Raw genomic sequence first — 22,131 nt, 5'->3', positions numbered from 1 at the left:
CCGTCGTTCCCGCGCAGGCGGGAATCCAAGTCGAAGCACGACAAACCTTGATACAACATGGCTTGCCAAGCATCGGGCATTGGATTCCCGCCTGCGCGGGAATGACGGTATTTTTGTATTATGTTGATTTTCAGTAGAAAACGCGCTCTGCCTACTTGCCCGCTTTCAAGCCCTGCCACAGCTTGGTTTGCAGCTTAATCGCTTCGGGCGATTTGGGCAGAATCACAAAGCTGTTGGCACGGGTTTGCTCGCTGGGGAAGATGGACGGGTCTTGCGAAAATTCGGGCTTCATCAGTTCGCGTGCCTGTTTGGCGCCGGGCGCGTAGGTAACAAAATCGCCGTTTTGCGCCGCCACTTTGGGGTTCAGGGTGTGGTTGATGTATTTGTGCGCGTTGGCAACGTTTTTCGCGTCTTTGGGAATCATGAACGAGTCAATCCATACGCCCACGCCGGTTTTCGGGGTGAGTACGGCGATGTCGATGTTGCCGCCCGATTCTTTGGCACGGCGTTTGGCGATGTTCAGGTCGCCGCCGTAGCCGATGGCAACGCACAATTCGCCTTTGGCGATGTTGTCAATGTAGCCGGACGAGCTGAAGCGTTTGATGTCGCCGCGCACGGTTTTCATCAGTGCGGCCGCCGCTTCCAAGTCTTCGGGCTTTTCGCTGTTGGGGTCTTTGCCCAAGTATTTGAGCGCGAGCGGAAATTGCTCTACGGGGCTGTCGATGAAGCTGATGCCGCAGCTTTTGAGTTTGGAGGTGTATTCGGGTTTGAATACCAAGTCCCATTCGTTTTCGGGCAGTTGGTCGCTGCCCAGTGCTTTTGCCACTTGGGCGGTGTTGATGGCAAGGGTGTTGATGCCCCAGAAATACGGTACGGCGTATTTGTTGCCGGGGTCGACCTGCTCCATCATTTTCAGCATTTCGGGGTCGAGGTTGTTGTAGTTGGGGATTTGGCTTTTGTCGATGGGCTGGTATGCGCCCGCTTTGATTTGGCGGCCGACGTTGGAAATGGACGGGGCAACCAAGTCAAAGCCCGATTTGCCGGTCAGGATTTTGGCTTCCAATACTTCGTTGCTGTCGTAAAAGGCTTCATTGACTTTCACGCCGTTTTCTTTGCCGAAGGCGGCAACGGTGGCGGGGTCTACGTAGTCCGACCAGTTGTAGATGTTCAGTTCGGCGGTGGCGGGCAGGGCGGCGGGTGCGGGGCTGCTGCCGGAAGCGGCGGGCGTTTGGGCTTCGCCGCTTTGTTGTTGTCCGCCACCGCCGCAAGCGGCAGCAAACAGGGCGGCAAGGGTGCAGGCAAGCAGATTTTTTGTGTTCATTGAATCACTTCCTTTTATTGTTCAAACAAGATACCTGATTTGCCGTTCGGAACACACCGAGTCCCAAAACACGCTTGGACGGCAGGCGCGATTAAACGAAAAATCCGCCGCCGATGCAAGACCGAAGCCGCGATTTCTTAACGAAAAAAGTGTAAAGTTTTTCAAACCGCGCCCAAGCTGCCACGTTGCGGCAAATTGTGTTAAAGTCTGCCCCGCAAAATGTAAACGCGCCTGCCGCACCACCATTCACCACAAGGAAACCCCATGATGCAAACTTGGCAGCTTCCCGAACACATCGCCGACATTCTGCCCCGCCGCGCCCGCCATCTCGAAGAGCGCAAACAAAGCATATTGGCACTGTTCCGTCTGCACGGCTACGAGCCTGTTTATCCGCCGCTTTTGGAATACGGCGATGCGCTGCTGACCCATATCGACCAAGGTTTGTCGTTAAAAACCATACGCCTGCTCGACCCGATTAGCGGCAGGCAGTTGGGCATTCGCGCCGACATCACCCCGCAGGTTGCCCGCATCGACGCCCACCTGCTCGCCGCCAATCAGGGCATCAACCGCCTGTGTTACGCCGCGCCCGTGCTGCACGCCAAGCCCGACGGTTTCCTCACCACCCGCGAGCCGTTTCAAACAGGCGCGGAGCTGTACGGCTGCGCGGATTTGGCTGCCGACATCGAGCTGATTGATTTGATGTTGAAATCATTGGCATTGGTGTGCCACGAACCGGTGATGCTGGCATTGGGACACATCGGCATTTTCCGCGCCCTTGCCCGCGCCGCCGCGCTCGACCAAGCCCAAAGCCACAGCCTGTTGGCGCAATTGCAAAACAAAGACCGCGCCGCCGTTGCCGCGCTTGCCGCCGAATGGCGTTTGGACAACATTTGGGCGCAAGCCTTTGCCGCACTGACGGAATTGTACGGCGGACGCGACGTGCCGCGCCACGCCCGCCAACGTTTGCCGCAACTGGCAGCCGTCTCCCAAGCCATTGACGAGCTGGAACAAATCTGCCAATCCTTCCCCGAGCAAGACCTGCACATCGATTTGGCGGAAGTGCGCGTGGACCACTACCACACGGGTTTGCTCTACGCCGCCTACACCCGCGAACACCACGATGCGGTGGCGCGGGGCGGACGCTATGACGGCTTGGGCGCGTATTTCGGACGGGCGCGTCCGGCAACGGGCTTCAGCTTCGATTTGCGCCGTTTTGCCGGCGAATTGTCGGACGGCACACCGCAAACCGTTGCCGTTGCCCACACCGACCTTGCCGCCGCCCGCCGCGAAATCGAACGTTTGCGCGGCGAAGGCGTGTGCGTGGTGGTGGACTACGGGCTGCCCGACAACGGCGGCGCAAGGCAGGGGCGTTTGCGGTGCGAAAACGGCGAATGGGTGGTGCGGGCAGACTGAAGACTTTATCAATCCAAACAAGGAAACAAAACATGAGCATTTACCGTTGCCCCCATTGCAAACACTTGGGCGAACATACCGCGCCCGCCGGTGCGGGACATTGCGCCCGATGCGGCGGCGAAACCAAACTTTACGATGCCGTCCACTTCATCAACCAGATTCTCGCCCGCTACACCGCCGCCCTGCGCGAGCTGGACGTGCTGCGCGAAGCGTCTGCAGACGGCGTACCCCCCCGAAAAATTGCAATAACCCATTGAACAACATAAAATTTTCAAACACCGACACCCTCACCACCGCCGCGCAGCACCAAGCCTTGAAAACATGGTTTGCCCAAAAAACATCCGCGCCGAATTTGACTACGGCGCGGTGGACATGAGCGGCTATTATGACGAAGCCGCCGCCGCCATCGGCAAACACCACGACCTGTTTCAAGACATCATCGGCAAAATTGCTTGGGCATACCACAACAAACATAGCGGCGTGAATTTTGATTTGAAAAAATACAGCCAAAAAGACGCGCAAAACCTCAACCGCATCTGCCGCGAGTTTTACAGCCACACCCTGTTTTCCGGCTACCGCTACCAAAAAACCGACAAACTGCTGCATCTGAAACTGCAAAACGCCGCGCCCGTACGCCAGTTTTTCCAAGGCGGCTGGCTGGAATGGTTTGCTTTGGGCGTGCTGCTGGAACACGCCGCCAAGCGCGGCAAACAATACGGCTTTTCCTGCGCCCGTTCCGTCAAAATCCGTTTCCACAACCAAGATTTGCACGAATTGGACGTGGTGTTTCTGGCGGCGGGGCGCGAACCGCTCGTGATTGAATGCAAAAGCGGCGAATACCGCCGCGAACTGGACAAATATTTGAATTTGCGCAAACGTTTGGGCATCGCCGCCGACCGTTTTCTGCTGCTGGTTACCGACATTGACGAAAACCAAGCCAAATCGCTGCGGGCGATGTATGGCTTGGTTTTCGTTACGCCGCAAACGCTGGCAGCGTATTTGCGGGACGTGATTTGATGCCCTTCACTTTCCAGAATGTGTCATCTAATTAAACTTTTCTACTGACGGCACGCCCCGACTTGGGGCAAACGCGCCGCGCCCGTGTTCCGTCCATTCGCTGTGCTGCGGGCGCAGGGACTGCTCGAGTATGCGCCGCGCCGCGTGCAGGCGCAGTTGCCCGCACACAAACACATCGGCAGCCGCAAAGCCGTGTTCGGGCCAAGTATGAATGCTGATGTGCGATTCCGCCAGCAGCAATACGCCGGTTACGCCGCCCGCGCCGCCAAAGGTGTGAAAGTGCGCCCACAGGACGGTTGCGCCCGCCGCTTGCGCCGCCGTTTGCAAGACGGTTTGCAGGGCGGAAGCATCGCGCAGCAGGTCGGGCGGACAGCCGTAGGCGTCCAACAAGCCGTGCCGGTTCACTTGTGTCCGCCGCCGAAGCCGCCGCCGATAAACGCGCCACCACCGCCATGGCTGCGCGAACCGCCGTCATCATCGTCCACCAGCAGACCATAGTTAAACAGCGTCCCCAAGGCGATGGCAAAGACGGCAATACACAAATAAACGGCTTTATGCATGATGATGTTCCTTTGTTTGACGGGATTTTACAGCGAATCCAGCACCGCGTCTGCCGCCCGCACCCCCCAATACGCCGCTTCTTCAAACACCGAATAGCCGCTCAAATCGCTGTGGGCAAACACGATGCGCGAGCGGTGCGCCCGCAGCGCGGTCAAATCGGCACGGTGCAGATACCCCGGCTGCGGCACGGTCATGGCGTGGGCGCGGACGGTCAAATCGATGTGCGAAACGCATTGCCAAAAGGCTTTGCCGTATACGGTCAGCAAATCGGCGGCGGCGGGTTCAATCAGGGCTTGGGCATCGGCATCGAGCAGACGGCGGCGCATGTTTGCGGGGGTATCACCGTTCATGGCGCGGTAGGCGGTAAACACGGTGTGCGCGGGCTTGGCGGCGCGGATAAGCTGATGTGTGGCAACCACATAGCCCAAGCCGGACGAGCCGTGTACCACATTGTCCCATGCCAGTTCGCTTTTGCCCGCTTCCTGCGGGAAACGGTGCAGCACGAAATTGCCCACCAGCCAAGGCGCGTATTCGGGCAGGGTGCCGCCAAAGCCGTAGCGCGGCGCACCGGCGATGATGCGGGCGGCCATCAGAAGCGGCATGGCGCACACCACCCGTTCCGCTTCCACCGCCACCGTCTGCCCCGATGCGGTGTGGCGCAGTGTTACCGTTACCCCGCGTTCGTGTTCGCGCACGGCAAGGGCAACGGCGGCGCACGCGGCGGGCGGGTTGCCGTGCCAATGCGTGCCTGCGGGAAAATGCGGCAGCTCGCGTAAACCGATGCGGCGGCGCAGCTTTTCGGCAAGGTGGTTCAAGCCGTCCTGCCAAGTGAGTACCGCATCGTTGGGGTTGGCGCGGGCGGCGAAGTAGTGCAAGCCCGCAAATGCGGACACTCGGGCAATGCCCTGACCGTAGTCGTCGCGGCAGCAGTAGTCCAAATAATGCAGCAAATCGGGGTGCTTGAAGCGGTTGCGCCCGAGCCATGCGGCAAAGGTGTCGGTGTCCAAACGCCGCCACGCCTCATCGGCAGACGATTCGACAATCGGTATGGCAAAGGCTTTGCGCCCGTCTGCGCCACGCGCCTGTTTGAGCTTGGCAACCAAGCGCAGAAAACGGCGCGAATCGGGGTTGTCGGGCAGCAAGCCGTCGTGCCATTGTCCGCGATACCACAGGCGTTCGGCGGGGGCGTGTACCAAATCGGTGTCGCGGTAGCGCGGCTGTGCGCCGTTTTGTGCCATGATGCCCAAGTCGGCGAGCATATCGCGCACGGCGGTGCTTTCGGCAGACGGCTGGGCAAGGTAGTGTGCGCCTGTGGGGGCAGTCAAGTCCGCACCGGCATGAAAGGCGGCGGCGTTGCCGTTGCGCTCGAAGCCTTCTGCCAAAACGAAATCGCGACGGCCGCGCCGCGCCAGTTGCCAAGCGGCACTCAAGCCCGCCACGCCGCCGCCCAAAATCAATACGCGGCAACGGTGTTGCGATTGCGGGGCTTGGTGCAGTGCGCCGTCCCGCAGCAGGTGGGCGAGCGGCAAGCCGACTTTGTTCAGGCTGATGCTTGGCGGACGGTTCAGGTGGCGGTAGCCCAGCCATGCGGCGGGCACGCCCGCGCCCAATGCCAACGTGGCGGCAAGAAAATCCCTGCGTTGCATCACCCTGCTCCGACCGCTCGGGCGATGGCGGCGGCGGTGCGGTCTGCCGCACCTTGATGCGCGGCAACAAAAGCGGCGGCGTTTGCCCGCATCGGGGCGCAGCTTTCGGGATTGTCCAGCCATGCGGCGGCGGTTTGCACCAATTCCGCCGCACTGCCGATTTGCCGCGCCGCGCCCGCCGCCAGTGCCTTGTCGCAAGCGTCTTGAAAATTGTAGGTGGAAGTGCCGAACAACACCGCTTTGCCGCAAGCGAGCGGCTCGATGATGTTCTGGCAGCCCGTGTCTGCCAAGCTGCCGCCGACAAACACCACATCTGCCGCCAAATAATAGGCAAACAATTCCCCCATGCTGTCGCCCACCCACACCCGCGTGCCGGCGCACACGGGCGCATGGTCGCTGCGCCGTTGCACCGGCAAACCCAGTTGCGCTGCCGTTTCGCATACCGCGTCAAAACGCTCGGGGTGGCGCGGCACGACCACCAACAAATCCTGCGGCGCGGCATATTGCCGCCACGCCCGCAAAATTTCCGCCGCCTCGTCATAGGTTTCGGTGTGGCGCGTGCTGCCCGCCACCAGCACCCTGCGTGCGCCGATGCGTTGGCGAAAGGTTTGTGCCAACGCATACGCCGCATCGGGCGGAGCAATATCGAATTTGGTGTTGCCCGCCACCGCCGTCCGCAACACGCCGATGTCGCGCAAACGCGCCTCGTCCGCTTCGCTTTGCGCGTAACAGCCCGCCAAAGTGGCAAGGGCAGGACGCAGCAACGCCCCGATACGCGCATAACCGCGCTGCGAACGCGCCGACAAACGCGCATTCGCCAAAAAAAGCGGCACGCCCGCAGCCGCACACGCGTGCATCAGATTCGGCCACAGCTCCGTTTCCATCAAAATCCCCACACGCGGACGGTGTTCCGCCACAAAACGGCGCACCCAATCCTCACGGTCATAGGGCAGATAACGGCATTGCGCGTGCGGGAACAAGGCTTGCGCCGTTGCCCGTCCGGTCGGCGTCATCTGCGTGAGCAGCAACGGCGCATCGGGAAAATACCGCCGCAACGCCGCCGCCAAAGGCTGCGCCGCCCGCGTTTCCCCCACCGACACCGCATGAATCCACAAAGCATCACGCACAGGCTGCGGGTGCGCCGCACCGAAGCGTTCGCCCCAATGTTCCGCATAAGCGGGCGCGGCACGGGCGCGGCGGCGCAGATAACGGCGCAACAAAGGCGCGGCGGGATACCAAAGAGCATTGTACAAATGGCGAATCATCATGCCCCATTTTAACCGATTTTTTCCCGCACGCCGTTTTTGTAAAAAAACTTGACAAATCCGCACGGCGCATTACAGAATAATTTACAAAACAAAACAAAACAAAACAAAACAAAACAAAACAAAACAAAACAAAACAAAACTTCGTTTACGTTTTTTTTACCGTGTAGCCGCTTGTCGGCTGCGGGAAAACCGCTTACAGTGCGCACGCTTCGGCACACCCTTGTCCGAAAAACACAACAACCACTCCGGTACACACACATGAAAAGCCACCTCCGCGCCCTGCTGGCCGCACTCGCACTTGCCGCTTCGGCAGCTTCCGCACAACAACTCATCCCCACCAACGTCCGCCTGCACGAAGACCTTAACTGGCTTGCCAACCGCAACATCATCAAAATCAACCTCTCCACCTGGCCCTTGAGCGCCGATGAAATCCGCCACGCACTCGACAACGCCCAACCCGCCACCGTCAATGATGCGGAAATCGTCCAAAAAGTGCGCCAATACATCGATGCCGACAACAACCGCCTGAAACTGTCGGCGCACATCACCGCGCAAAACCGTGGCGAACGCCCCCTGCTGCCCATCGGCATGAACCAGCCCCGCGACCAATACGGCGTGGCGGCGGGCGGACACTTCGGCACGGAAAAATTCGACCTGAACGTCCAAGCGGCGGGCGTCGGCGGCGACACCTTGGGGCGCAACAGCCATTTGGATTTGTCCGAAACCTATGCCGGCTTGAAAATCGGCAACCAATGGTTGAGCTTGGGACAGCAATCGCGCTACTGGGGGCCCGCCCACGAAGGCAGCTTGATTTTGGGCGATTCCGCCCGCCCCTTTGTCGCCCTCAACCTGCAACGCGGCGTACAAAAACCCTTCCAAAGCAAATGGCTCTCATGGCTGGGCAAATGGAACTACCAAATGTTTGTCGGACAACAGCTCGACAAAGAAAACATGCGCTCGCCCCGCCACACCAAGCTGATGGGCATGCGCGTTACCCTGTCGCCCACCGACTATCTCGATTTGGGCTTATCGCGCACCGCACAATGGGGCGGACAAGGCCGTCCGCAAAACTGGAAAGCCTTGGGCAACGCGATTCTTGCGCGTGGCGACAATACTTACACCGCCGAAGAACGCCGCAAAGAGCCGGGCAACCAACTGGCTGGCTTTGACGTCAAACTGAAATTACAACCCTTGGTGGGTGCACCCGTATCCGTGTACGGGCAAATGATTGGCGAAGACGAAGCCAACAAAATGCCGTCCAAAAACTTCTTTTTGGCGGGGATTGACGGCAGCCACAAAGTTTCCGAACAACAAACGCTCAACTGGCATTTGGAAGGCGCGGACACCAGCACCAAATTCGGCAAGCTGGTTGGCGTAACCTACCGCCACCACCTCTATCAGGACGGCTACTACCAACAAAACCTGCCTTTGGGACACCCTTTGGGCGGCGACGTGCGCTCGGTGGTGCTGGGCATCAACTCCAGCGTGTTCCACAACGACAACAAAAAATGGTTTAAAACCCACCACTTCGGCGGCAAGCTGATGCACGCGCAAACCGTACGCAAAAACAAAGACCAACAAACATCGGTACAGGGTGCGTCTGTGGCGTGGGAGGGCGATGTCAATACCAAAAACCGCATGAACATGCGTGTGGGCGCAAACGGCTGGTATGCCAAGCCCGAACAGGGCAAGGTGCAATCGGGCGTGGGCGTAAAAACCAGCTTGTCTTTTTAAAATCAAATCAGTAAAAAGATTCCGTCATGTCCGCACAAGCAGGCATGACGACCACACTGCCATGCCGTGCCGTTTGCTGCGGGACGGCTTTTTTGCGGCTGCCCATTGCGCCGTGCCTGCGTTATAATCCCGCCGTTACCAACGCCCCACAACAAACATCATGGACACGCCCCTGCTCGACACCGTCAACCTGCCCGCCGACCTGCGCGCGCTCGCCCCCGACCAACTGCCGCAACTGGCCGCCGAACTGCGCCAATTTTTATTGGAAAGCGTGGGCAAAACGGGCGGACATTTTGCCAGCAATCTCGGCGCGGTGGAGCTGACCATTGCCCTGCATTATGTGTACGACACCCCGCGCGACCATCTGGTGTGGGACGTGGGACACCAAAGCTACCCGCACAAAATCCTCACGGGGCGCAAACACCGCATGCACACCATGCGCCAATACGGCGGCTTGGCGGGCTTTCCCAAGCGCGGCGAAAGCGAGTATGACGATTTCGGCGTGGGACACTCGTCCACCTCCATCGGCGCGGCGCTGGGCATGGCGGTGGCCGACAAACTTTCAGGCAGCCCCGCCCGCAGCGTCGCCATTATCGGCGACGGCGCCATGACCGCCGGACAAGCCTTTGAAGCTCTGAATAATGCCGGCGACATGGACATTGATTTGCTGGTGATTCTCAACGACAACGAAATGTCCATCTCCCCCAATGTCGGCGCACTGCCCAAATATCTGGCGCGGCGCGTGGTACACGGCGAAATGCGCGGCGTGCTGCACAACATCAAACACCAGTCCGCCCCCATTTTGGACAAACTGCTGCCAACCGCCGTCAAAGACTTGGCGGAAAAAGCCGAACAAAAACTCAAAACCGTTGCCAACGAAAGCGAACACGTCAAACAATCGCTGTCGCTGTTTGAAAACTTCGGCTTCGCCTACACCGGCGCGGTGGACGGCCACAACGTTACCGAACTCGTCCACATCCTGCGCGAACTCAAGCAGCGCAAAGGCCCGCAACTGCTTCATGTGATTACCAAAAAAGGACAAGGCTACAAATTGGCGGAAAATGACCCCGTCAAATACCACGCCATCGGCAAAACCCCGTCTGCCGAGCCCGCCAAGCCCGCCGCCGCACCGCGCCCCACCTACACCCAGATTTTCGGACGCTGGCTGATTGAGCAAGCCCGCGCCGACAAACGGCTGGTTGCGATTACCCCCGCCATGCGCGAAGGAAGCGGACTGGTTGAATTTGAACAACAATTCCCCGAACGCTATTTTGATGTCGGCATCGCCGAGCAACACGCGGTAACTTTTGCGGCGGGCTTGGCGTGCTGCGGCGTCAAACCTGTGGTCGCCATTTACTCCACCTTTCTGCAACGCGCCTACGACCAGCTTGTCCACGACGTTGCCCTGCAAAACCTGCCCGTGCTGTTTGCGATTGACCGTGCGGGGATTGTCGGCGCGGACGGGCCCACCCACGCGGGCGCGTATGATTTGAGCTTTTTGCGCTGCGTGCCGAATATGGTCATCGCCGCGCCGTCCGATGAAAACGAATGCCGACTTTTATTATCAACGTGTTACGCATTGGACGTGCCGACAGCCGTGCGTTATCCTCGCGGTGCGGGCAGGGGCGCGGCGGTTTCAGACAGCCTCGACACCGTACCGGTGGGCAAAGGCGTGTTGCGGCGCAAAGGCGCGGGCAACACCGCATTTGTCGCTTTCGGCAGCATGGTCGCGCCCGCATTGGCGGCGGCGGAAAATCTGGACGCAAGCGTGGCGGACATGCGTTTTGTCAAACCGTTAGACCTTGATTTATTGGCACAACTGGCGCGGGAACACGATTATCTCGTTTGCGTGGAAGAAAACGCGGCGGCGGGCGGCGCGGGCGGCGCGGTGCTGGAGGCTTTGGCGCAGATGAATATCGTCAAACCCGTATTGCTGCTGGGCATTCCCGACACCGTAACCGGACACGGCGATGCGGATAAATTGTTGGCGGAAATGGATTTGTGCGCGGCAGGCTTGGAACAACGGGTACGCGCTTGGCAGGACGTGTGAAGTAAATTGTGCAATAAAACCAAAATCATCAACAGCACAAACCCGCCGCAATGATTGGTGAACGGTGCGCTGCCGTTCGCAAATCCGGCGGGCATGCCTTTCCTTTGGGTGCGTGTCATCAATTGACTGGAAAAGTACGGTGTCGTCCTTCCCGCGCAGACGGGAATCCGACCATAACTTCAAACAAACTTGGATAAAACATGGCTTGCAGGTCATCGGGCAGTGGATTCCCGCATTCGCGGGCATGACGGAAATTTTTGTATTTCACTGATTTTCAGTGAAAAATTTAAATGACGGCACACCCCGAGCAAGGGCGTCAAAGCCGATGATGCGCCTGACGGCATCGGGCGATAAAGTCTGCCATTTTGTGCGGGCATTTGATGCCTGCCGCCGCTTCCACGCCACTGGACACGTCCACCGCCGCCGCACCGGTTTGCGCCAGTGCGGCGGTGATGTTGTGCGGATTCAGCCCGCCCGACAAAATCCAATTGCCCGCCAAATCCTGCGGCAGCAGCGACCAATCGAAACACTGCCCCGTGCCGCCGTATTCGCCGGCAACGTGCGCGTCCAGCAGCACGCCCCGCGCATCGGCGTAATCGCGCAGGGCGCGGCAAACGTCGTCTGCATGGCGCACCCGCACGGCTTTCAGATAGGGGCGGCGGAATTGGCGGCAAAATTCGGGCGTTTCGTCGCCGTGAAACTGCAAAACATCCAAAGGCACTTGCGCGAGTATGTCGCCGATGCGTTCGGCGGATTCATTGACGAACAAGCCCACCGTGCCGACAAAGGGCGGCAGCGCGGACACGATTTCGGCTGCCTGTGGCGGCAGTACGCGGCGTTTGCTGGCGTGGTAAAACACCAAACCGACCGCGTCCGCGCCAAAGCGGGCGGCGCAAACCGCGTCTTCGGGGCGGGTGATGCCGCAAATTTTGATGCGGATGTGTTGTTGCATGGCTGTTCCTTACAATGCGCCAAAGTTTTTCAAATTTTCCTGCAACACCGCCAAATCAAACCATTGCATGCCGACAAACAGCGACAGCAGCAATGCGCCGGCAAACAGGCTTGCCAGCAGGTAGGCAAGGTAGCCGAGCAGGATTTTGAACACGCCTTGTTTGCCCAAATGGTAAAAGCCGATGCACTGCACCCAAAACGTCCACGCCGACCAAAACACAAATACGGGCGCGAAACTTTCGGGCAGGTAAAAAATCAGCACGGACGGCAAAATCAGCGCTTCGGTCAGAACGCAGTAGCCGAACAGGGGCAGTTTTTCGCTGCCGAAATAATGCAGTACCGCCGACATGGTTTTTGCCAGCAAGATGCAGCGCAGCACCGACAGCAAAATAATAAACGCTGCGGTTGCATCGCCGCCGCCGAAAATCGGCACGGCACCGGGCGTTTGCACCGCACCCACCGCCACCAGCACCGCCAAACATACGGGCAAAGGATAGCGGTATTCGGCGGCGGCACGGTAGCGCAAACGCAGCACCTGCCCCGCATCGTTAAGTAATTGGCTGATGTTCATCAAAATTCCTTTACTGTGCCGTCGTTTTCGCCTGCGCGTGCATGACGGCAATTTTTATACAACACTGATTTTCAGTGAAAAAACAAAAATAATGATGCACCCTAGCGTGTCATCAATTGACCGATAAAACCCTGCCCGTGATTCGCGGGAATGACGGCATTTTTCTACCATGCTGATTTTCAATAGAAAGATTTAAATAATAACGCGCCCTAAACATCGGTTTCCACACGGTCGCCCTCCGCTTCCATCCACGCCCGCCGCGCCGCCGCTTCGCCCTTGCCCATCAGTTTCACAAACACCGCTTCGGTGTCCGCCACTTGGTCAATGTCCACCCGCAACAGGCGGCGGGTGTCGGGGTGCATGGCGGTGTCTTTGAGCTGGTCGGGGTTCATCTCGCCCAAGCCTTTGAAACGGCTGACGGAATAAGCGTTTTCTTTTACGCCCTCTTTGTGCAGTTTGGCGATGATACCGTCCAACTCAGCTTGGTCGAGCGCGTACAATTTGCGGGCGGGACGTTTCTTGCCCTGCGCGTTCACGTCCACGCGGAAAAGCGGCGGTTGCGCCACAAAAATATGCCCGTTTTCAATCAGTTTGGGGAAATGGCGGTAAAACAGCGTCAGCAGCAGCACCTGAATATGCGCCCCGTCCACATCGGCATCGGACAAAATGGCGATTTTGCCGTAGCGCAAACCGCCCAAATCGGGATTATCGTCCGCGCCGTGCGGGTCCACGCCCACCGCTACGGCAATATCGTGGATTTCCGCGTTGCCGAAAAGCTGGTCGCGGTGCACTTCAAAACTGTTCAACACTTTGCCGCGCAAGGGCAAAATGGCTTGGGTGGCTTTGTCGCGGGCGAGTTTTGCCGAGCCGCCCGCCGAGTCGCCTTCCACCAAAAACAATTCGTTTTCGCGAATATCTTCGCTTTCGCAGTCGGTGAGTTTGCCGGGCAGCACCGCCACGCCACTGCTTTTTTTCTTTTCAATTTTTTTGGCGGAACGCAGCCGCGCCTGCGCTTGGCTGATGGCGAGTTCGGCGATTTTTTTGCCGTAGGCGACGTTTTGGTTGAGCCTCAGTTCAAGCGGGTCGGCGCAGGCGGCGGACACCAGTTTCAGGGCATCGCGGCTGGTGAGTTTGTCTTTGGTTTGTCCTTGAAACTGCGGGTCGAGCAGCCGCGCCGACAGCACGAATGCGGCGCGGGCGAACACGTCTTCGCTTTGCAGTTTCACGCCGCGCGGCAGCAGCCCGTGATGTTGGACGAAGTTGGACACGGCGTGGAACGCGGCTTGGCGCAAGCCTGCTTCGTGGGTGCCGCCCAAGGGGGTGGGAATGAGATTGACGTAGCTTTCGCCCGCGCCCGCGCCGTCTTCCAGCCACGTTATCGCAAACGCCGCGCCTTCGCCGGCGTTGTCGTGCTGGCTGCCTGAAAGATAGTTTTCGGCGGCAAATACGGGGACGGCGGCTTCGGCATTGGTAAGCAAACTGTCCAAATAGCCGCGCAAACCGTCCGGATAATGCCATGTTTGCGTTTCAGGCAGCCCTTTGACGGGGCGGGTGAGCCGCACGGTCAGCCCTTGCAGCAGCACGGCTTTGGCGCGGAGCAGGCGTTCCAGTTCGGCAAGATTGTAGTTGGGGCTGTCAAAATAGCGCGGGTCGGGATAAACGCGCACTTCCGTGCCGGTGTCTTTGGCAGGACAACGCCCGATTTCGCTTAAAGGTTCAATCACTTCGCCATCGGCAAACACGATGCGCCACACTTTGCCGCCGCGCCGCACCGTAACTTCCAAACGCCGCGACAGCGCATTGGTAACCGACACGCCCACGCCGTGCAACCCGCCGGAAAAGGCATACGCGCCGCCGCCCGATTGTTTGTCAAACTTGCCGCCCGCGTGCAGACGGGTGAACACCAGCTCCACCACCGGCATATTCTCTTCGGGGTGCATGCCGACCGGAATGCCGCGCCCGTTGTCGCGCACCGACAGCGAACCATCGGCATGAATTTCCACATCAATGGTGTCGGCAAAACCGCCCAGCGCTTCATCGGCGGCGTTGTCGATGACTTCTTGGCAGATGTGGGTGGGGCTGTCGGTGCGGGTGTACATGCCCGGACGCTGTTTGACGGGTTCCAGCCCTTTGAGGACTTGAATGCTGGCTTCGGAGTAATTCGATTTCATCGGCAATGTCGGCATTTTGGCACGAAACCGCGTATTCTACGGCAAAACGGACTTGCAAGCAGCCCCGCACCGCCGCCGCGAGCCGTACCGTGCGCACAGTTGCCCGCAAAAACAAGAATCGGCAGAGAAACGGCATCTGTATTTGCGATGCCGACTCTCGGGCGCGTCATCAATGAACCGAAAAAACACCGCACCGTCATGCCCGCACAGGTGTAGCTTGCTTCACAAACATCAGGCAGTGGATTCCCGCATTCGCGGGCATGACGGCGTTTTGGTATTCTAATGATTTATAGTAGAAAATTTTAATTGATGACACGCCCTAGCCATAACGTACCAAATCCGGCTGCACCGTCAATTTTTGCTGCAAACGGTACGTTTTCCCACCGTCCGTCAGCGTGGTGCTGATTTCCGCATACGCCACTTCACGGCAAGAACCATTGTAAAACAAGGTCAGCGTATAATAACCGCCGCGCCTGAACAAACGGTATTGGGCAGCATTTTTATCCTGTGCAGACCCGCCATAGTCAAGGGCAAATTTGCTTTCTTTCAAATAAAAGCGGTAACGGTTCTTGCCCAAAGCACGAATACGCACAGGGTTGTATTTACTATGCAATGGTTTAACCTAAAAGCCTTGTTTATTGACAATAATATCGCTAACGGGAAAAAACGGCTGGTCGGGCGCACTTAATATCAAATCTTGGTATTTGTGTCGGGTGAAATTAATCTTGCGCCAATCACAGGATTGGGCGTGTGCCAGCATGGGCAAACAGATAAACAGTAAGCAGATTTTTGTTTTCATTTGCACTCCATGCATGGGAATCAAATTTCTTTGGAATGTGTATTATTTTAATGGAAATTGCTTGTGCCACAACAAGGCAATTGGAACAGTTTGTCGGTGCATGGCATGTTTCCTTATTCCGCCAACATTTTTTGCAGTTCGTTCGGGTGGTGCATATGGGCAAAAAAGCCTTCAATATCGTAGGGAATATGGTTTGGTTGGTCGATATGGCGGCGGTTTTCCGCCGCCGCATCGCGCAAAGTTTGTATCAGCAGCTTGGCACGGTCGCGACAGGCTTTGTCCCACATATCGGGCAGGGGGACGGGGCGCGGCGGCGATGCCTGCACCACAACGGGCGCATCGGCAACAATCTGCCGCGCTTGCTCAAGCAACCATGCGCGGACGGTCGGCATACCGGCGGGTGGCGAGTATGCGGGGTGAATAGTAAGCAGCTTTTCGGTTTCAAATATTTGAAACCGCATCAAATCGGCACTGCCTGTTTCGGAATAAGCCCGTTTGAGACAAGCGGGCTGGAATCCGCCGGTAATCACCACTTGAGATTGTGCTGCAAGTGGCAGTAATAATATGGAAAATAAAATTTTTTTCATATGACTCAAAGCACCTTTATCTACGATTTACGCAATCAATAAAACTCAAAATACCTTGTTAAAATCGGATAAACGGGCGATTGCTTGCTCAAATGCTGCTCAATGATAACGGGAAACACTTTTTTCGCACCAAAATACTTTTGCCTTGTGAAATTGCGCTGATACATCTGTTGCCATAAACGGATAATATGACCCAATAAAACCAAATTTTCTTGTTGTCGTACCGCCAAATCATTCACAGCTTGGTTTTTTGCTGCCCACTGCCGCAAAAAATATTCGGTTTCTTGCAAAAACTGTTCGCAGGATTGCACGTGGTGCGGATGATTGACAGTTTGAAGCATGTCGCTTGGCTGCCAATCGGGGGGTATTGCCCAATCCAAATCTTGCAGCAAATGCAACATGCGTATGGAAAACGCATCGCGTGCCGCGTATTGTGTCGGGTTTAAGGGTAAAGCACCGCATTTGGGTGTGTAATGGATTTCAGAAATCCGAATCACTTCGGCATGCACGGTGTGAATCAAACATACTATCGGAATGAATATTAATTGTTTTCTCATAATATTATTTCATAGCCGTTTTGCAACGGCTATGTCCTGAAGTTGATATTAATTACAAGAAACTATCGTTCTCGAAAGAGTCGCCCTTATTGAAATTGCGTGAGAAGTTTCCTTTGGAAATAGTCATGCTGCCATTTTTATATAAAAAAATTGATTGCTTAACAGTCTGCAAATTATTCCAAATATTTGATTCATTTAATTTCCATTGAATGGGAATATTGACAATCATGGAACTGCTATGGGGCAGATTGTTTAATCGTTGGGTATCATTTTCTCCACCGCCCACCCTATCATATTCACCAACCAAATTATGTTTATTACCGATGGTATTAACATCATGTGGTGTATGGGTAACACATTTCCCATTGACAGGTGCTGAACGGCTATGACAATGAATATCGCCTGTTTTAAAGATTCCCGAATCCTTGCTTGCAGCATCGAGTTCACGAACTGTTAAGTTGTCAAAATTAACAGTAGTAGGCAATAAAGTAACGCTCAACCCTACAACAGATACCGCTAAATCTTTGGGATGATATACCATTGGCTCTTGTGAATTTGGATAAAAACTTTGGCTGTAAGACACTCCACTGGGGGCAATAATGGAAAATGTCATGCTTTTGGTATCATGTTCGGTTTTGGCGGTTACGGTTACGCTGCCCGTTTTGTCCAAAGCGGTAATCAGGATTTTTTGGCTGTCTTGTTTGCCCACCGTTACCAAATTTGACGATACCTGCCACGTTACATCAATATTGGCAGACACGATGACTGCTTCTCCTACGCCGATGGTGGTACGGGCGCGGTTGGCGGGCAGGGTAAACACGGTTTCCGAAGTCAATTCGATTTTCGGCGGCGTGTCGTGGGTTTCGTAGTAATAGCTGTATTCCGCACCTTCGGGATTGCAATTGAAATAGTTGCATGAAGGCAGGTAGCAAACGTCTTCCGAATCCGATACCCGCGCAAAGCGTCCGCCGCCGCGTTTGGCAATCAGGTTTTCGCAGTGCTGTTTCGGGGTCATGCCCTGCAAAACGGAAAGGGGCAGCTTGTCCCGTCCGGCAGCTGAGCGTCCGCCATAGATTTCTTTCAGCTTGCCTCTGTATTTTTAGCCATAATCATGTACTCCTGTGGTTAAGGTTGGCTTGTTGTTGGAAGTAGCAATTATGGTTTTGCAGCGTGCAAACGTCAATGTAGTTTGCTGTAAATTTGGCTAAATTTCCTGTTGTTTCATATTATTTGTTGTAATGAATATTAATATTCAATTACTTGAATCGTGTCCGTTGCCGTCATCGTCTTTCACGCGCACCGCCATCAGCGTGTGCAGACGGCGGTTGTCGGCGCGGGCAACGGTAAACAGCAAACCGCCGAGCTGCACTTTGTCGCCGCGTACGGGCAAACGTCCGAGCTGCTGAATCACCAGCCCGCCGATGGTGTCGGCTTCTTCGTTGCTGAATGCCGTGCCGAAAAAGGCGTTGATATCGGCGATTTCGGTGGCGGCGTGAATGCGCCAACGCTCGGACGACACGGGGAAAATATGGTCGGCACTGTCGTCTTCGTCAAACTCGTCTTCAATTTTGCCGACAATTTGTTCAATCACGTCTTCAAAGGTTACCAAGCCGGAAACGCCGCCGTATTCGTCCACCACCACCGCCATGTGATTGCGCTGCGCCTGAAAATCTTTCAGCAATCCCGTCAAGGATTTGCCCTCCGGAACAAACACGGCGGGGCGCAACACGCCGTCCAAGCGGAAGGCTTCGGGGTTGGTGGTGAATTTGAGCAGGTCTTTGGCGTGGAGAATGCCGAGAATTTGGTCTTTGTCCTCGCCAATCACGGGGAAGCGCGAATGGGCGGTTTCGGCAACGTAGGCGATGATGCGCTCAAGGCTGTCGGTGCTTTTGACCACGTTCATTTGGGCGCGGGTCATCATGGCATCGCGCACGGCAAGCTGCTGAAAAGCCAGCAGCGATTCAATGCGTTGCAGGGTATCGCTGTCGCACAGGGCGGGATTTTGGCGCAGCAGGGCGGAAAGTTCGGCGGCGGTTTGCGGGGCGCGGCTGCCTGAAAACAGGTTTTTCAGGGCTTGGAAGCAGGTTTTAATCATGTTGCGGTTGGGTATCGGGTCTATCGGGAACGGGTTCAAGCAGTTTGCAGATGGCGGCGATGCCGAGCAGCAGGAGGGAAGCTGCCCATATCCAAGCACCGAATTGCAGGTGGGGAAGCAGGTTTTCCCTATAGATAAAGGCAATCAGAAACAACAGGCAGATGGATGCAAAATAGCAGGCGATGACGGCTTTGATTTTGGCAAACGGTTTGCCTGTGCCAAGCCATGTCATCAAGGGCAGTGCGAAAACGTTGGCATAAGGAAGCAGCAGGGCGGGGTCATTCCACGCCCAAGCCCACAACAGTACGGGCATCACCAGATGACACAGCCAACCCCACGCTCCTTCGTAATGGGGCGGTATCATCGAAAACAGCCACAGCCAGAATGCGGCGCGTGCCAAGATTCGGCTTGCCGTCCGTGTTTTGTTCGGCTTGGTCATACGGCTTCGCTTTGGTAGGGATTGGCATAGCCCATTTGCGCCAAGATTTGGATTTCCAAAGCTTCCATCGCTTCGGCTTCATCGTCTTGCACATGGTCGTGTCCCATCAGGTGCAGTGCGCCGTGTACGGCAAGGTGGGCGAAATGGGCTTCGGCGGTTTTGCCCTGTTCGGCGGCTTCGCGCAAGACGACTTGCGGACACATCACCAAATCGCCGCGCAGGATTTCGCCGCCGTCCATGTCGTCAAACCAGCTTTCCCGCGCCACTTCAAAACTCAACACGTTGGTGGCGTAGTCTTTGCCGCGATAATCGCGGTTGCAGGCGCGGGCGGCAGCTTCGTCAAACAGCATCAAAGTCAGTTCGGCGCGGCGGTAGCGGGTTTTCACCGCCTGCCACAGCCAACGGTAAAAGTCGGCTTCACACGGCGCGGCGATGCCGCTTTCGTTGGCAAAATGCAGGGTAAAGCGTTGGCGTTGCACACGCAAAAAGGGAAAATCGCGGTTACGTTTGGGGAGGGGTCGGCGGAACATTTTCAGGCTGCCTGAACGGGGAAAACGGGCATGATTGTTACAAATATTCGGGCAATCGTCTATAATCGCCGCCATTTTCCCTTTTTTTATTCAGGGCAAAGCATGGGGCTATGTTGCTTTATGTGCAGCCTCTGTGAGTTGAAATATGAACGCATCTTCCGACACGCCGCCGCGCAGTATCCGCTCTTTCGTATTGCGGCAGGGACACATGACCGCCGCCCAACAACGCGCCATTGACGAATATTGGGCGCGTTTCGGCGTGGATTACCGTGCCGAAATCATTGATTTGAATGCCGTATTCGGACGCAACGCGCCGAAAGTGCTGGAAATCGGTTTCGGCATGGGCGCGGCCACCACCGAAATCGCGCGCAGGCTGCCTGAAAGCGATTTTTTGGCGATTGACGTACACGGGCCCGGCGTGGGCAATTTGTGCAAACTGCTTGCCGAACAAGGGCTGGAAAACGTCAAAATCATGCGCCACGATGCGGTGGACGTGGTGGAAAATATGCTGGCGGACGGCAGTTTGCACGGCATTCATATTTTTTTCCCCGACCCTTGGCACAAAAAACGCCACCACAAACGCCGTCTGATTCAAGCCCCGTTTGTCGCCAAGCTGCTGCCCAAGCTGCAAAGCGGCGGCTACATCCATTTGGCGACCGATTGGGAAGAATACGCCGTGCAAATGCTGGAAGTATTGAACGGTTTTCCCGAATTGGCAAACACGGCGGACGGTTTCGCCGCCACGCCCGCCTACCGCCCCGAAACCAAGTTTGAAGCACGCGGCAAACGGCTCGGACACGGCGTGTGGGACATTATCTTTATCAAAAAATGTTTCAACGCACAGGGCTGCACATAAAGCACAGCCCTGATTCGGACGGGCTTGCGCCCCGCCCGAATAAAAAAAGATTTTACCGCCGCAAACGGCGGGGTTTCAAACCGAAAAGGCATTTTGATGAACAAATTGGCAAAAAAAGTCGGGCGTTATGCCTTATTGGGCGGGTCTGCCGCGCTGTTGGCGGGCTGTTTTTGGGGCGGGGGCGCGAGCCGTCCGCAAACGGGCGGCGGACATGTCGAGCCGCCAGTCGGGCAAACCGCACCGCTCGGACACGTGCGCCACGGCACGGGCGGCGCCGCCTACCGCGTGGTTTCCTATCACGATTTGCCCGAATGGCACAACCAGCCGTTTGCCGCGCCTTTGGACGCCTTCCGCAAAAGCTGCACCAAATTGCACAATCATCCCGAATGGCAGGGCGTGTGCCGACAAGCCGCCGCCACGCCGTCCGACCACCGCGCCGCCAAAGCCTTTTTCGAGCGTTATTTCACGCCGTGGCAGGTGAGCCAGAACGGACAGACGCAGGGCTTGTTTACCGGCTACTACGAACCCGTGCTCAACGGCGACGTGCGCCCGAGTGCGCGTTCGCGTTTCCCGATTTACGGCATACCCGCCGATTTTGTGTCCGTGCCTTTGCCCGCGCATTTGAAAGGCAGCCGCGCCACCGTCCGCATCAACCCCACCGCGCCCAATAGCGGCGCGATTGTGCCGAACGGCGCATATGTGGCGGATTTGTCGCAATTCTCGCCCGTAACCAACAGCACCCATCTGAAAGGGCGTTTTGAAGGCAACCGCTTTGTGCCGTATTACACCCGCCACCAAATCAACGGCGGCGCACTGGACGGCCGCGCCCCGATTTTGGCGTATGCCGATGACCCTGTGGAACTGTTTTTCCTGCACATTCAAGGCTCGGGGCGCGTGCGCACACCGGACGGGCGTTTTATCCGGCTGGGCTATGCCGACAAAAACGCCCATTCCTACGTTTCCATCGGCAAATACATGGCACAACGCGGCTACCTGCCGCTTGCACAAACCTCCATGCAAAACATCAAAGCGTGGCTTGCCGCCAATCCGCAGCGTTTGGCGGAAGTGTTGGGGCAAAACCCCAGCTACGTGTTTTTCCGCCCGCTTGACGGCGCACCCCACGAAGGTCCCATCGGCGCATTGGGCGTGCCTTTGAGCGGCGGCTTTTCGGCGGCGGTGGACAGACAGTTCATCACTTTGGGCGCACCGCTTTTTGTCGCCACCACCCACCCCGACAGCCGCGCCGGCTTGAACCGCCTGATTGTCGCCCAAGACACCGGCGGCGCGATTAAAGGCGCGGTGCGTGTGGACTATTTTTGGGGCTTTGGCGATGCGGCAGGGCAAACGGCAGGGAAAATGAAATACCCGGGCTATGTGTGGCAGCTCCTGCCCAACGGCGTGGTACCGCGTTAGCGCGTGCCATCATCTAAATTTTCCCACTGAAAATCATTGCAATATAAAAAGTCCCGTCATTCCCGCGAATGCGGGAATCCACTTTTCGATGACCAGTAAGCAATGTTTTTTCAAGGTTGGTTTGACTTGGTTGTCGGATTCCCGCCGGCGCG

Annotated in this window: 23 protein-coding genes; 7 read left to right on the top strand and 16 right to left on the bottom strand. The window is 56.8% G+C overall.

The genetic code is table 11. The annotated features are described in order from the left end of the window. Positions 1-151: 151 nt before the first annotated feature. Entirely contained in the window at positions 152-1,321 is a 1,170-nt protein-coding gene (locus tag G392_RS0110175) for a polyamine ABC transporter substrate-binding protein (protein ID WP_027010123.1), read from the bottom strand. A gap of 267 nt (positions 1,322-1,588) precedes the next feature. Between G392_RS0110175 and G392_RS0110170 the strand changes: the two genes are divergently transcribed. The 3 genes from G392_RS0110170 (at position 1,589) to G392_RS12790 (ending at position 3,751) form a co-directional block, all read left to right on the top strand. Next, entirely contained in the window at positions 1,589-2,734 is a 1,146-nt protein-coding gene (locus tag G392_RS0110170; protein ID WP_027010122.1) for an ATP phosphoribosyltransferase regulatory subunit, read from the top strand. Positions 2,735-2,766: 32 nt separating this feature from the next. Next, entirely contained in the window at positions 2,767-2,991 is a 225-nt protein-coding gene (locus G392_RS14245; RefSeq protein ID WP_051255691.1) for a hypothetical protein, read from the top strand. A gap of 64 nt (positions 2,992-3,055) precedes the next feature. Next, entirely contained in the window at positions 3,056-3,751 is a 696-nt protein-coding gene (locus tag G392_RS12790) for a PDDEXK family nuclease (protein ID WP_051255690.1), read from the top strand. Between the two features lie 27 nt (positions 3,752-3,778). Here the strand turns inward: G392_RS12790 and speD are convergent, their stop codons facing one another. From speD to waaA, 4 genes are read right to left on the bottom strand one after another with little or no spacing between them, the layout of a single operon-like run. Then, positions 3,779-4,156 (bottom strand): adenosylmethionine decarboxylase, encoded by a 378-nt coding sequence (speD, locus tag G392_RS12785; RefSeq protein ID WP_051255689.1) that lies wholly within the window; start codon positions 4,154-4,156, stop codon positions 3,779-3,781. Further along, entirely contained in the window at positions 4,153-4,311 is a 159-nt protein-coding gene (locus G392_RS13800) for a hypothetical protein (RefSeq protein WP_156900911.1), read from the bottom strand. The genes speD and G392_RS13800 overlap by 4 nt, the downstream gene beginning before the upstream one ends. 27 nt (positions 4,312-4,338) lie before the next feature. Next, on the bottom strand, positions 4,339-5,958 hold the full coding sequence (locus G392_RS0110150; RefSeq protein WP_027010121.1) for an NAD(P)-binding protein: 1,620 nt from the start codon (positions 5,956-5,958) through the stop codon (positions 4,339-4,341). Further along, entirely contained in the window at positions 5,958-7,223 is a 1,266-nt protein-coding gene (waaA, locus tag G392_RS0110145; protein WP_027010120.1) for a lipid IV(A) 3-deoxy-D-manno-octulosonic acid transferase, read from the bottom strand. Before waaA ends, G392_RS0110150 begins: the two co-directional genes overlap by 1 nt. 261 nt (positions 7,224-7,484) lie before the next feature. On the opposite strand from waaA, the gene G392_RS12780 reads away from it, so the two are divergent. Together G392_RS12780 and dxs are read left to right on the top strand one after the other, a co-directional pair. Next, positions 7,485-8,960, top strand: coding sequence for a capsule assembly Wzi family protein (locus G392_RS12780; RefSeq protein WP_051255688.1), 1,476 nt, complete (start codon positions 7,485-7,487; stop codon positions 8,958-8,960). A 157-nt stretch (positions 8,961-9,117) separates the two neighbouring features. Continuing rightward, entirely contained in the window at positions 9,118-11,010 is a 1,893-nt protein-coding gene (dxs, locus tag G392_RS0110130) for a 1-deoxy-D-xylulose-5-phosphate synthase (RefSeq protein WP_156900910.1), read from the top strand. Positions 11,011-11,326: 316 nt separating this feature from the next. Here the strand turns inward: dxs and G392_RS0110125 are convergent, their stop codons facing one another. The 11 genes from G392_RS0110125 to ybeY form a co-directional block, all read right to left on the bottom strand. After that, positions 11,327-11,962 carry a phosphoribosylanthranilate isomerase gene (locus G392_RS0110125; protein ID WP_027010117.1) on the bottom strand — a complete coding sequence of 212 codons (636 nt, stop codon included), beginning with the start codon at positions 11,960-11,962 and terminating at the stop codon, positions 11,327-11,329. Positions 11,963-11,971: 9 nt separating this feature from the next. Then, the gene (locus tag G392_RS0110120) at positions 11,972-12,532 is read right to left on the bottom strand and encodes a hypothetical protein (protein WP_051255687.1); all 561 of its coding nucleotides are present in this window, start codon (positions 12,530-12,532) and stop codon (positions 11,972-11,974) included. A gap of 209 nt (positions 12,533-12,741) precedes the next feature. Further along, positions 12,742-14,703, bottom strand: coding sequence for a DNA topoisomerase IV subunit B (locus tag G392_RS0110115; RefSeq protein WP_156900909.1), 1,962 nt, complete (start codon positions 14,701-14,703; stop codon positions 12,742-12,744). Between the two features lie 319 nt (positions 14,704-15,022). Beyond that, entirely contained in the window at positions 15,023-15,295 is a 273-nt protein-coding gene (locus G392_RS0110110; RefSeq protein WP_027010114.1) for a hypothetical protein, read from the bottom strand. A 30-nt stretch (positions 15,296-15,325) separates the two neighbouring features. Further along, positions 15,326-15,502: a hypothetical protein gene (locus G392_RS13795; RefSeq protein ID WP_156900907.1), complete on the bottom strand. Its 177-nt coding sequence runs from the start codon at positions 15,500-15,502 to the stop codon at positions 15,326-15,328. Positions 15,503-15,615: 113 nt separating this feature from the next. Beyond that, entirely contained in the window at positions 15,616-15,963 is a 348-nt protein-coding gene (locus G392_RS0110100; protein WP_156900906.1) for a hypothetical protein, read from the bottom strand. A gap of 161 nt (positions 15,964-16,124) precedes the next feature. Next, on the bottom strand, positions 16,125-16,646 hold the full coding sequence (locus G392_RS0110095) for a hypothetical protein (protein WP_211224369.1): 522 nt from the start codon (positions 16,644-16,646) through the stop codon (positions 16,125-16,127). A 52-nt stretch (positions 16,647-16,698) separates the two neighbouring features. Then, positions 16,699-17,661: a hypothetical protein gene (locus tag G392_RS13790; RefSeq protein WP_156900905.1), complete on the bottom strand. Its 963-nt coding sequence runs from the start codon at positions 17,659-17,661 to the stop codon at positions 16,699-16,701. A 237-nt stretch (positions 17,662-17,898) separates the two neighbouring features. Continuing rightward, a complete protein-coding gene (locus G392_RS0110080) occupies positions 17,899-18,741 on the bottom strand; it encodes a CorC family transporter (protein WP_034335121.1) in 843 nt (280 codons plus the stop codon). Next, a complete protein-coding gene (locus tag G392_RS0110075; RefSeq protein ID WP_156900904.1) occupies positions 18,734-19,180 on the bottom strand; it encodes a hypothetical protein in 447 nt (148 codons plus the stop codon). The genes G392_RS0110080 and G392_RS0110075 overlap by 8 nt, the downstream gene beginning before the upstream one ends. Continuing rightward, on the bottom strand, positions 19,177-19,710 hold the full coding sequence (gene ybeY / locus G392_RS0110070; RefSeq protein ID WP_027010108.1) for an rRNA maturation RNase YbeY: 534 nt from the start codon (positions 19,708-19,710) through the stop codon (positions 19,177-19,179). The genes G392_RS0110075 and ybeY overlap by 4 nt, the downstream gene beginning before the upstream one ends. A 145-nt stretch (positions 19,711-19,855) precedes the next feature. On the opposite strand from ybeY, the gene trmB reads away from it, so the two are divergent. Beyond that, on the top strand, positions 19,856-20,566 hold the full coding sequence (trmB, locus tag G392_RS0110065) for a tRNA (guanosine(46)-N7)-methyltransferase TrmB (protein ID WP_027010107.1): 711 nt from the start codon (positions 19,856-19,858) through the stop codon (positions 20,564-20,566). Positions 20,567-20,671: 105 nt separating this feature from the next. Continuing rightward, positions 20,672-21,979 carry a murein transglycosylase A gene (mltA, locus tag G392_RS0110060; protein ID WP_027010106.1) on the top strand — a complete coding sequence of 436 codons (1,308 nt, stop codon included), beginning with the start codon at positions 20,672-20,674 and terminating at the stop codon, positions 21,977-21,979. The last annotated feature ends 152 nt before the right edge of the window (positions 21,980-22,131 follow it).

Source organism: Conchiformibius kuhniae DSM 17694 (genome assembly GCF_000428785.1).
GTDB lineage: Bacteria > Pseudomonadota > Gammaproteobacteria > Burkholderiales > Neisseriaceae > Conchiformibius > Conchiformibius kuhniae.
This window is presented reverse-complemented; position numbering and strand designations above follow the sequence as displayed.

Coding starts and splice junctions, on each gene's coding strand:
- G392_RS0110175 (WP_027010123.1), bottom strand. CDS start 1,321: ATGAACACAAAAAATCTGCTTGCCTGCACCCTTGCCGCCCTGTTTGCT.
- G392_RS0110170 (WP_027010122.1), top strand. CDS start 1,589: ATGCAAACTTGGCAGCTTCCCGAACACATCGCCGACATTCTGCCCCGC.
- G392_RS14245 (WP_051255691.1), top strand. CDS start 2,767: ATGAGCATTTACCGTTGCCCCCATTGCAAACACTTGGGCGAACATACC.
- G392_RS12790 (WP_051255690.1), top strand. CDS start 3,056: ATGGTTTGCCCAAAAAACATCCGCGCCGAATTTGACTACGGCGCGGTG.
- G392_RS13800 (WP_156900911.1), bottom strand. CDS start 4,311: ATGCATAAAGCCGTTTATTTGTGTATTGCCGTCTTTGCCATCGCCTTG.
- G392_RS0110150 (WP_027010121.1), bottom strand. CDS start 5,958: ATGCAACGCAGGGATTTTCTTGCCGCCACGTTGGCATTGGGCGCGGGC.
- waaA (WP_027010120.1), bottom strand. CDS start 7,223: ATGATTCGCCATTTGTACAATGCTCTTTGGTATCCCGCCGCGCCTTTG.
- G392_RS12780 (WP_051255688.1), top strand. CDS start 7,485: ATGAAAAGCCACCTCCGCGCCCTGCTGGCCGCACTCGCACTTGCCGCT.
- G392_RS0110125 (WP_027010117.1), bottom strand. CDS start 11,962: ATGCAACAACACATCCGCATCAAAATTTGCGGCATCACCCGCCCCGAA.
- G392_RS0110120 (WP_051255687.1), bottom strand. CDS start 12,532: ATGAACATCAGCCAATTACTTAACGATGCGGGGCAGGTGCTGCGTTTG.
- G392_RS0110115 (WP_156900909.1), bottom strand. CDS start 14,703: ATGAAATCGAATTACTCCGAAGCCAGCATTCAAGTCCTCAAAGGGCTG.
- G392_RS13795 (WP_156900907.1), bottom strand. CDS start 15,502: ATGAAAACAAAAATCTGCTTACTGTTTATCTGTTTGCCCATGCTGGCA.
- G392_RS0110100 (WP_156900906.1), bottom strand. CDS start 15,963: ATGCGGTTTCAAATATTTGAAACCGAAAAGCTGCTTACTATTCACCCC.
- G392_RS0110095 (WP_211224369.1), bottom strand. CDS start 16,646: ATGAGAAAACAATTAATATTCATTCCGATAGTATGTTTGATTCACACC.
- G392_RS13790 (WP_156900905.1), bottom strand. CDS start 17,661: ATGACCCCGAAACAGCACTGCGAAAACCTGATTGCCAAACGCGGCGGC.
- G392_RS0110080 (WP_034335121.1), bottom strand. CDS start 18,741: ATGATTAAAACCTGCTTCCAAGCCCTGAAAAACCTGTTTTCAGGCAGC.
- G392_RS0110075 (WP_156900904.1), bottom strand. CDS start 19,180: ATGACCAAGCCGAACAAAACACGGACGGCAAGCCGAATCTTGGCACGC.
- ybeY (WP_027010108.1), bottom strand. CDS start 19,710: ATGTTCCGCCGACCCCTCCCCAAACGTAACCGCGATTTTCCCTTTTTG.
- trmB (WP_027010107.1), top strand. CDS start 19,856: ATGAACGCATCTTCCGACACGCCGCCGCGCAGTATCCGCTCTTTCGTA.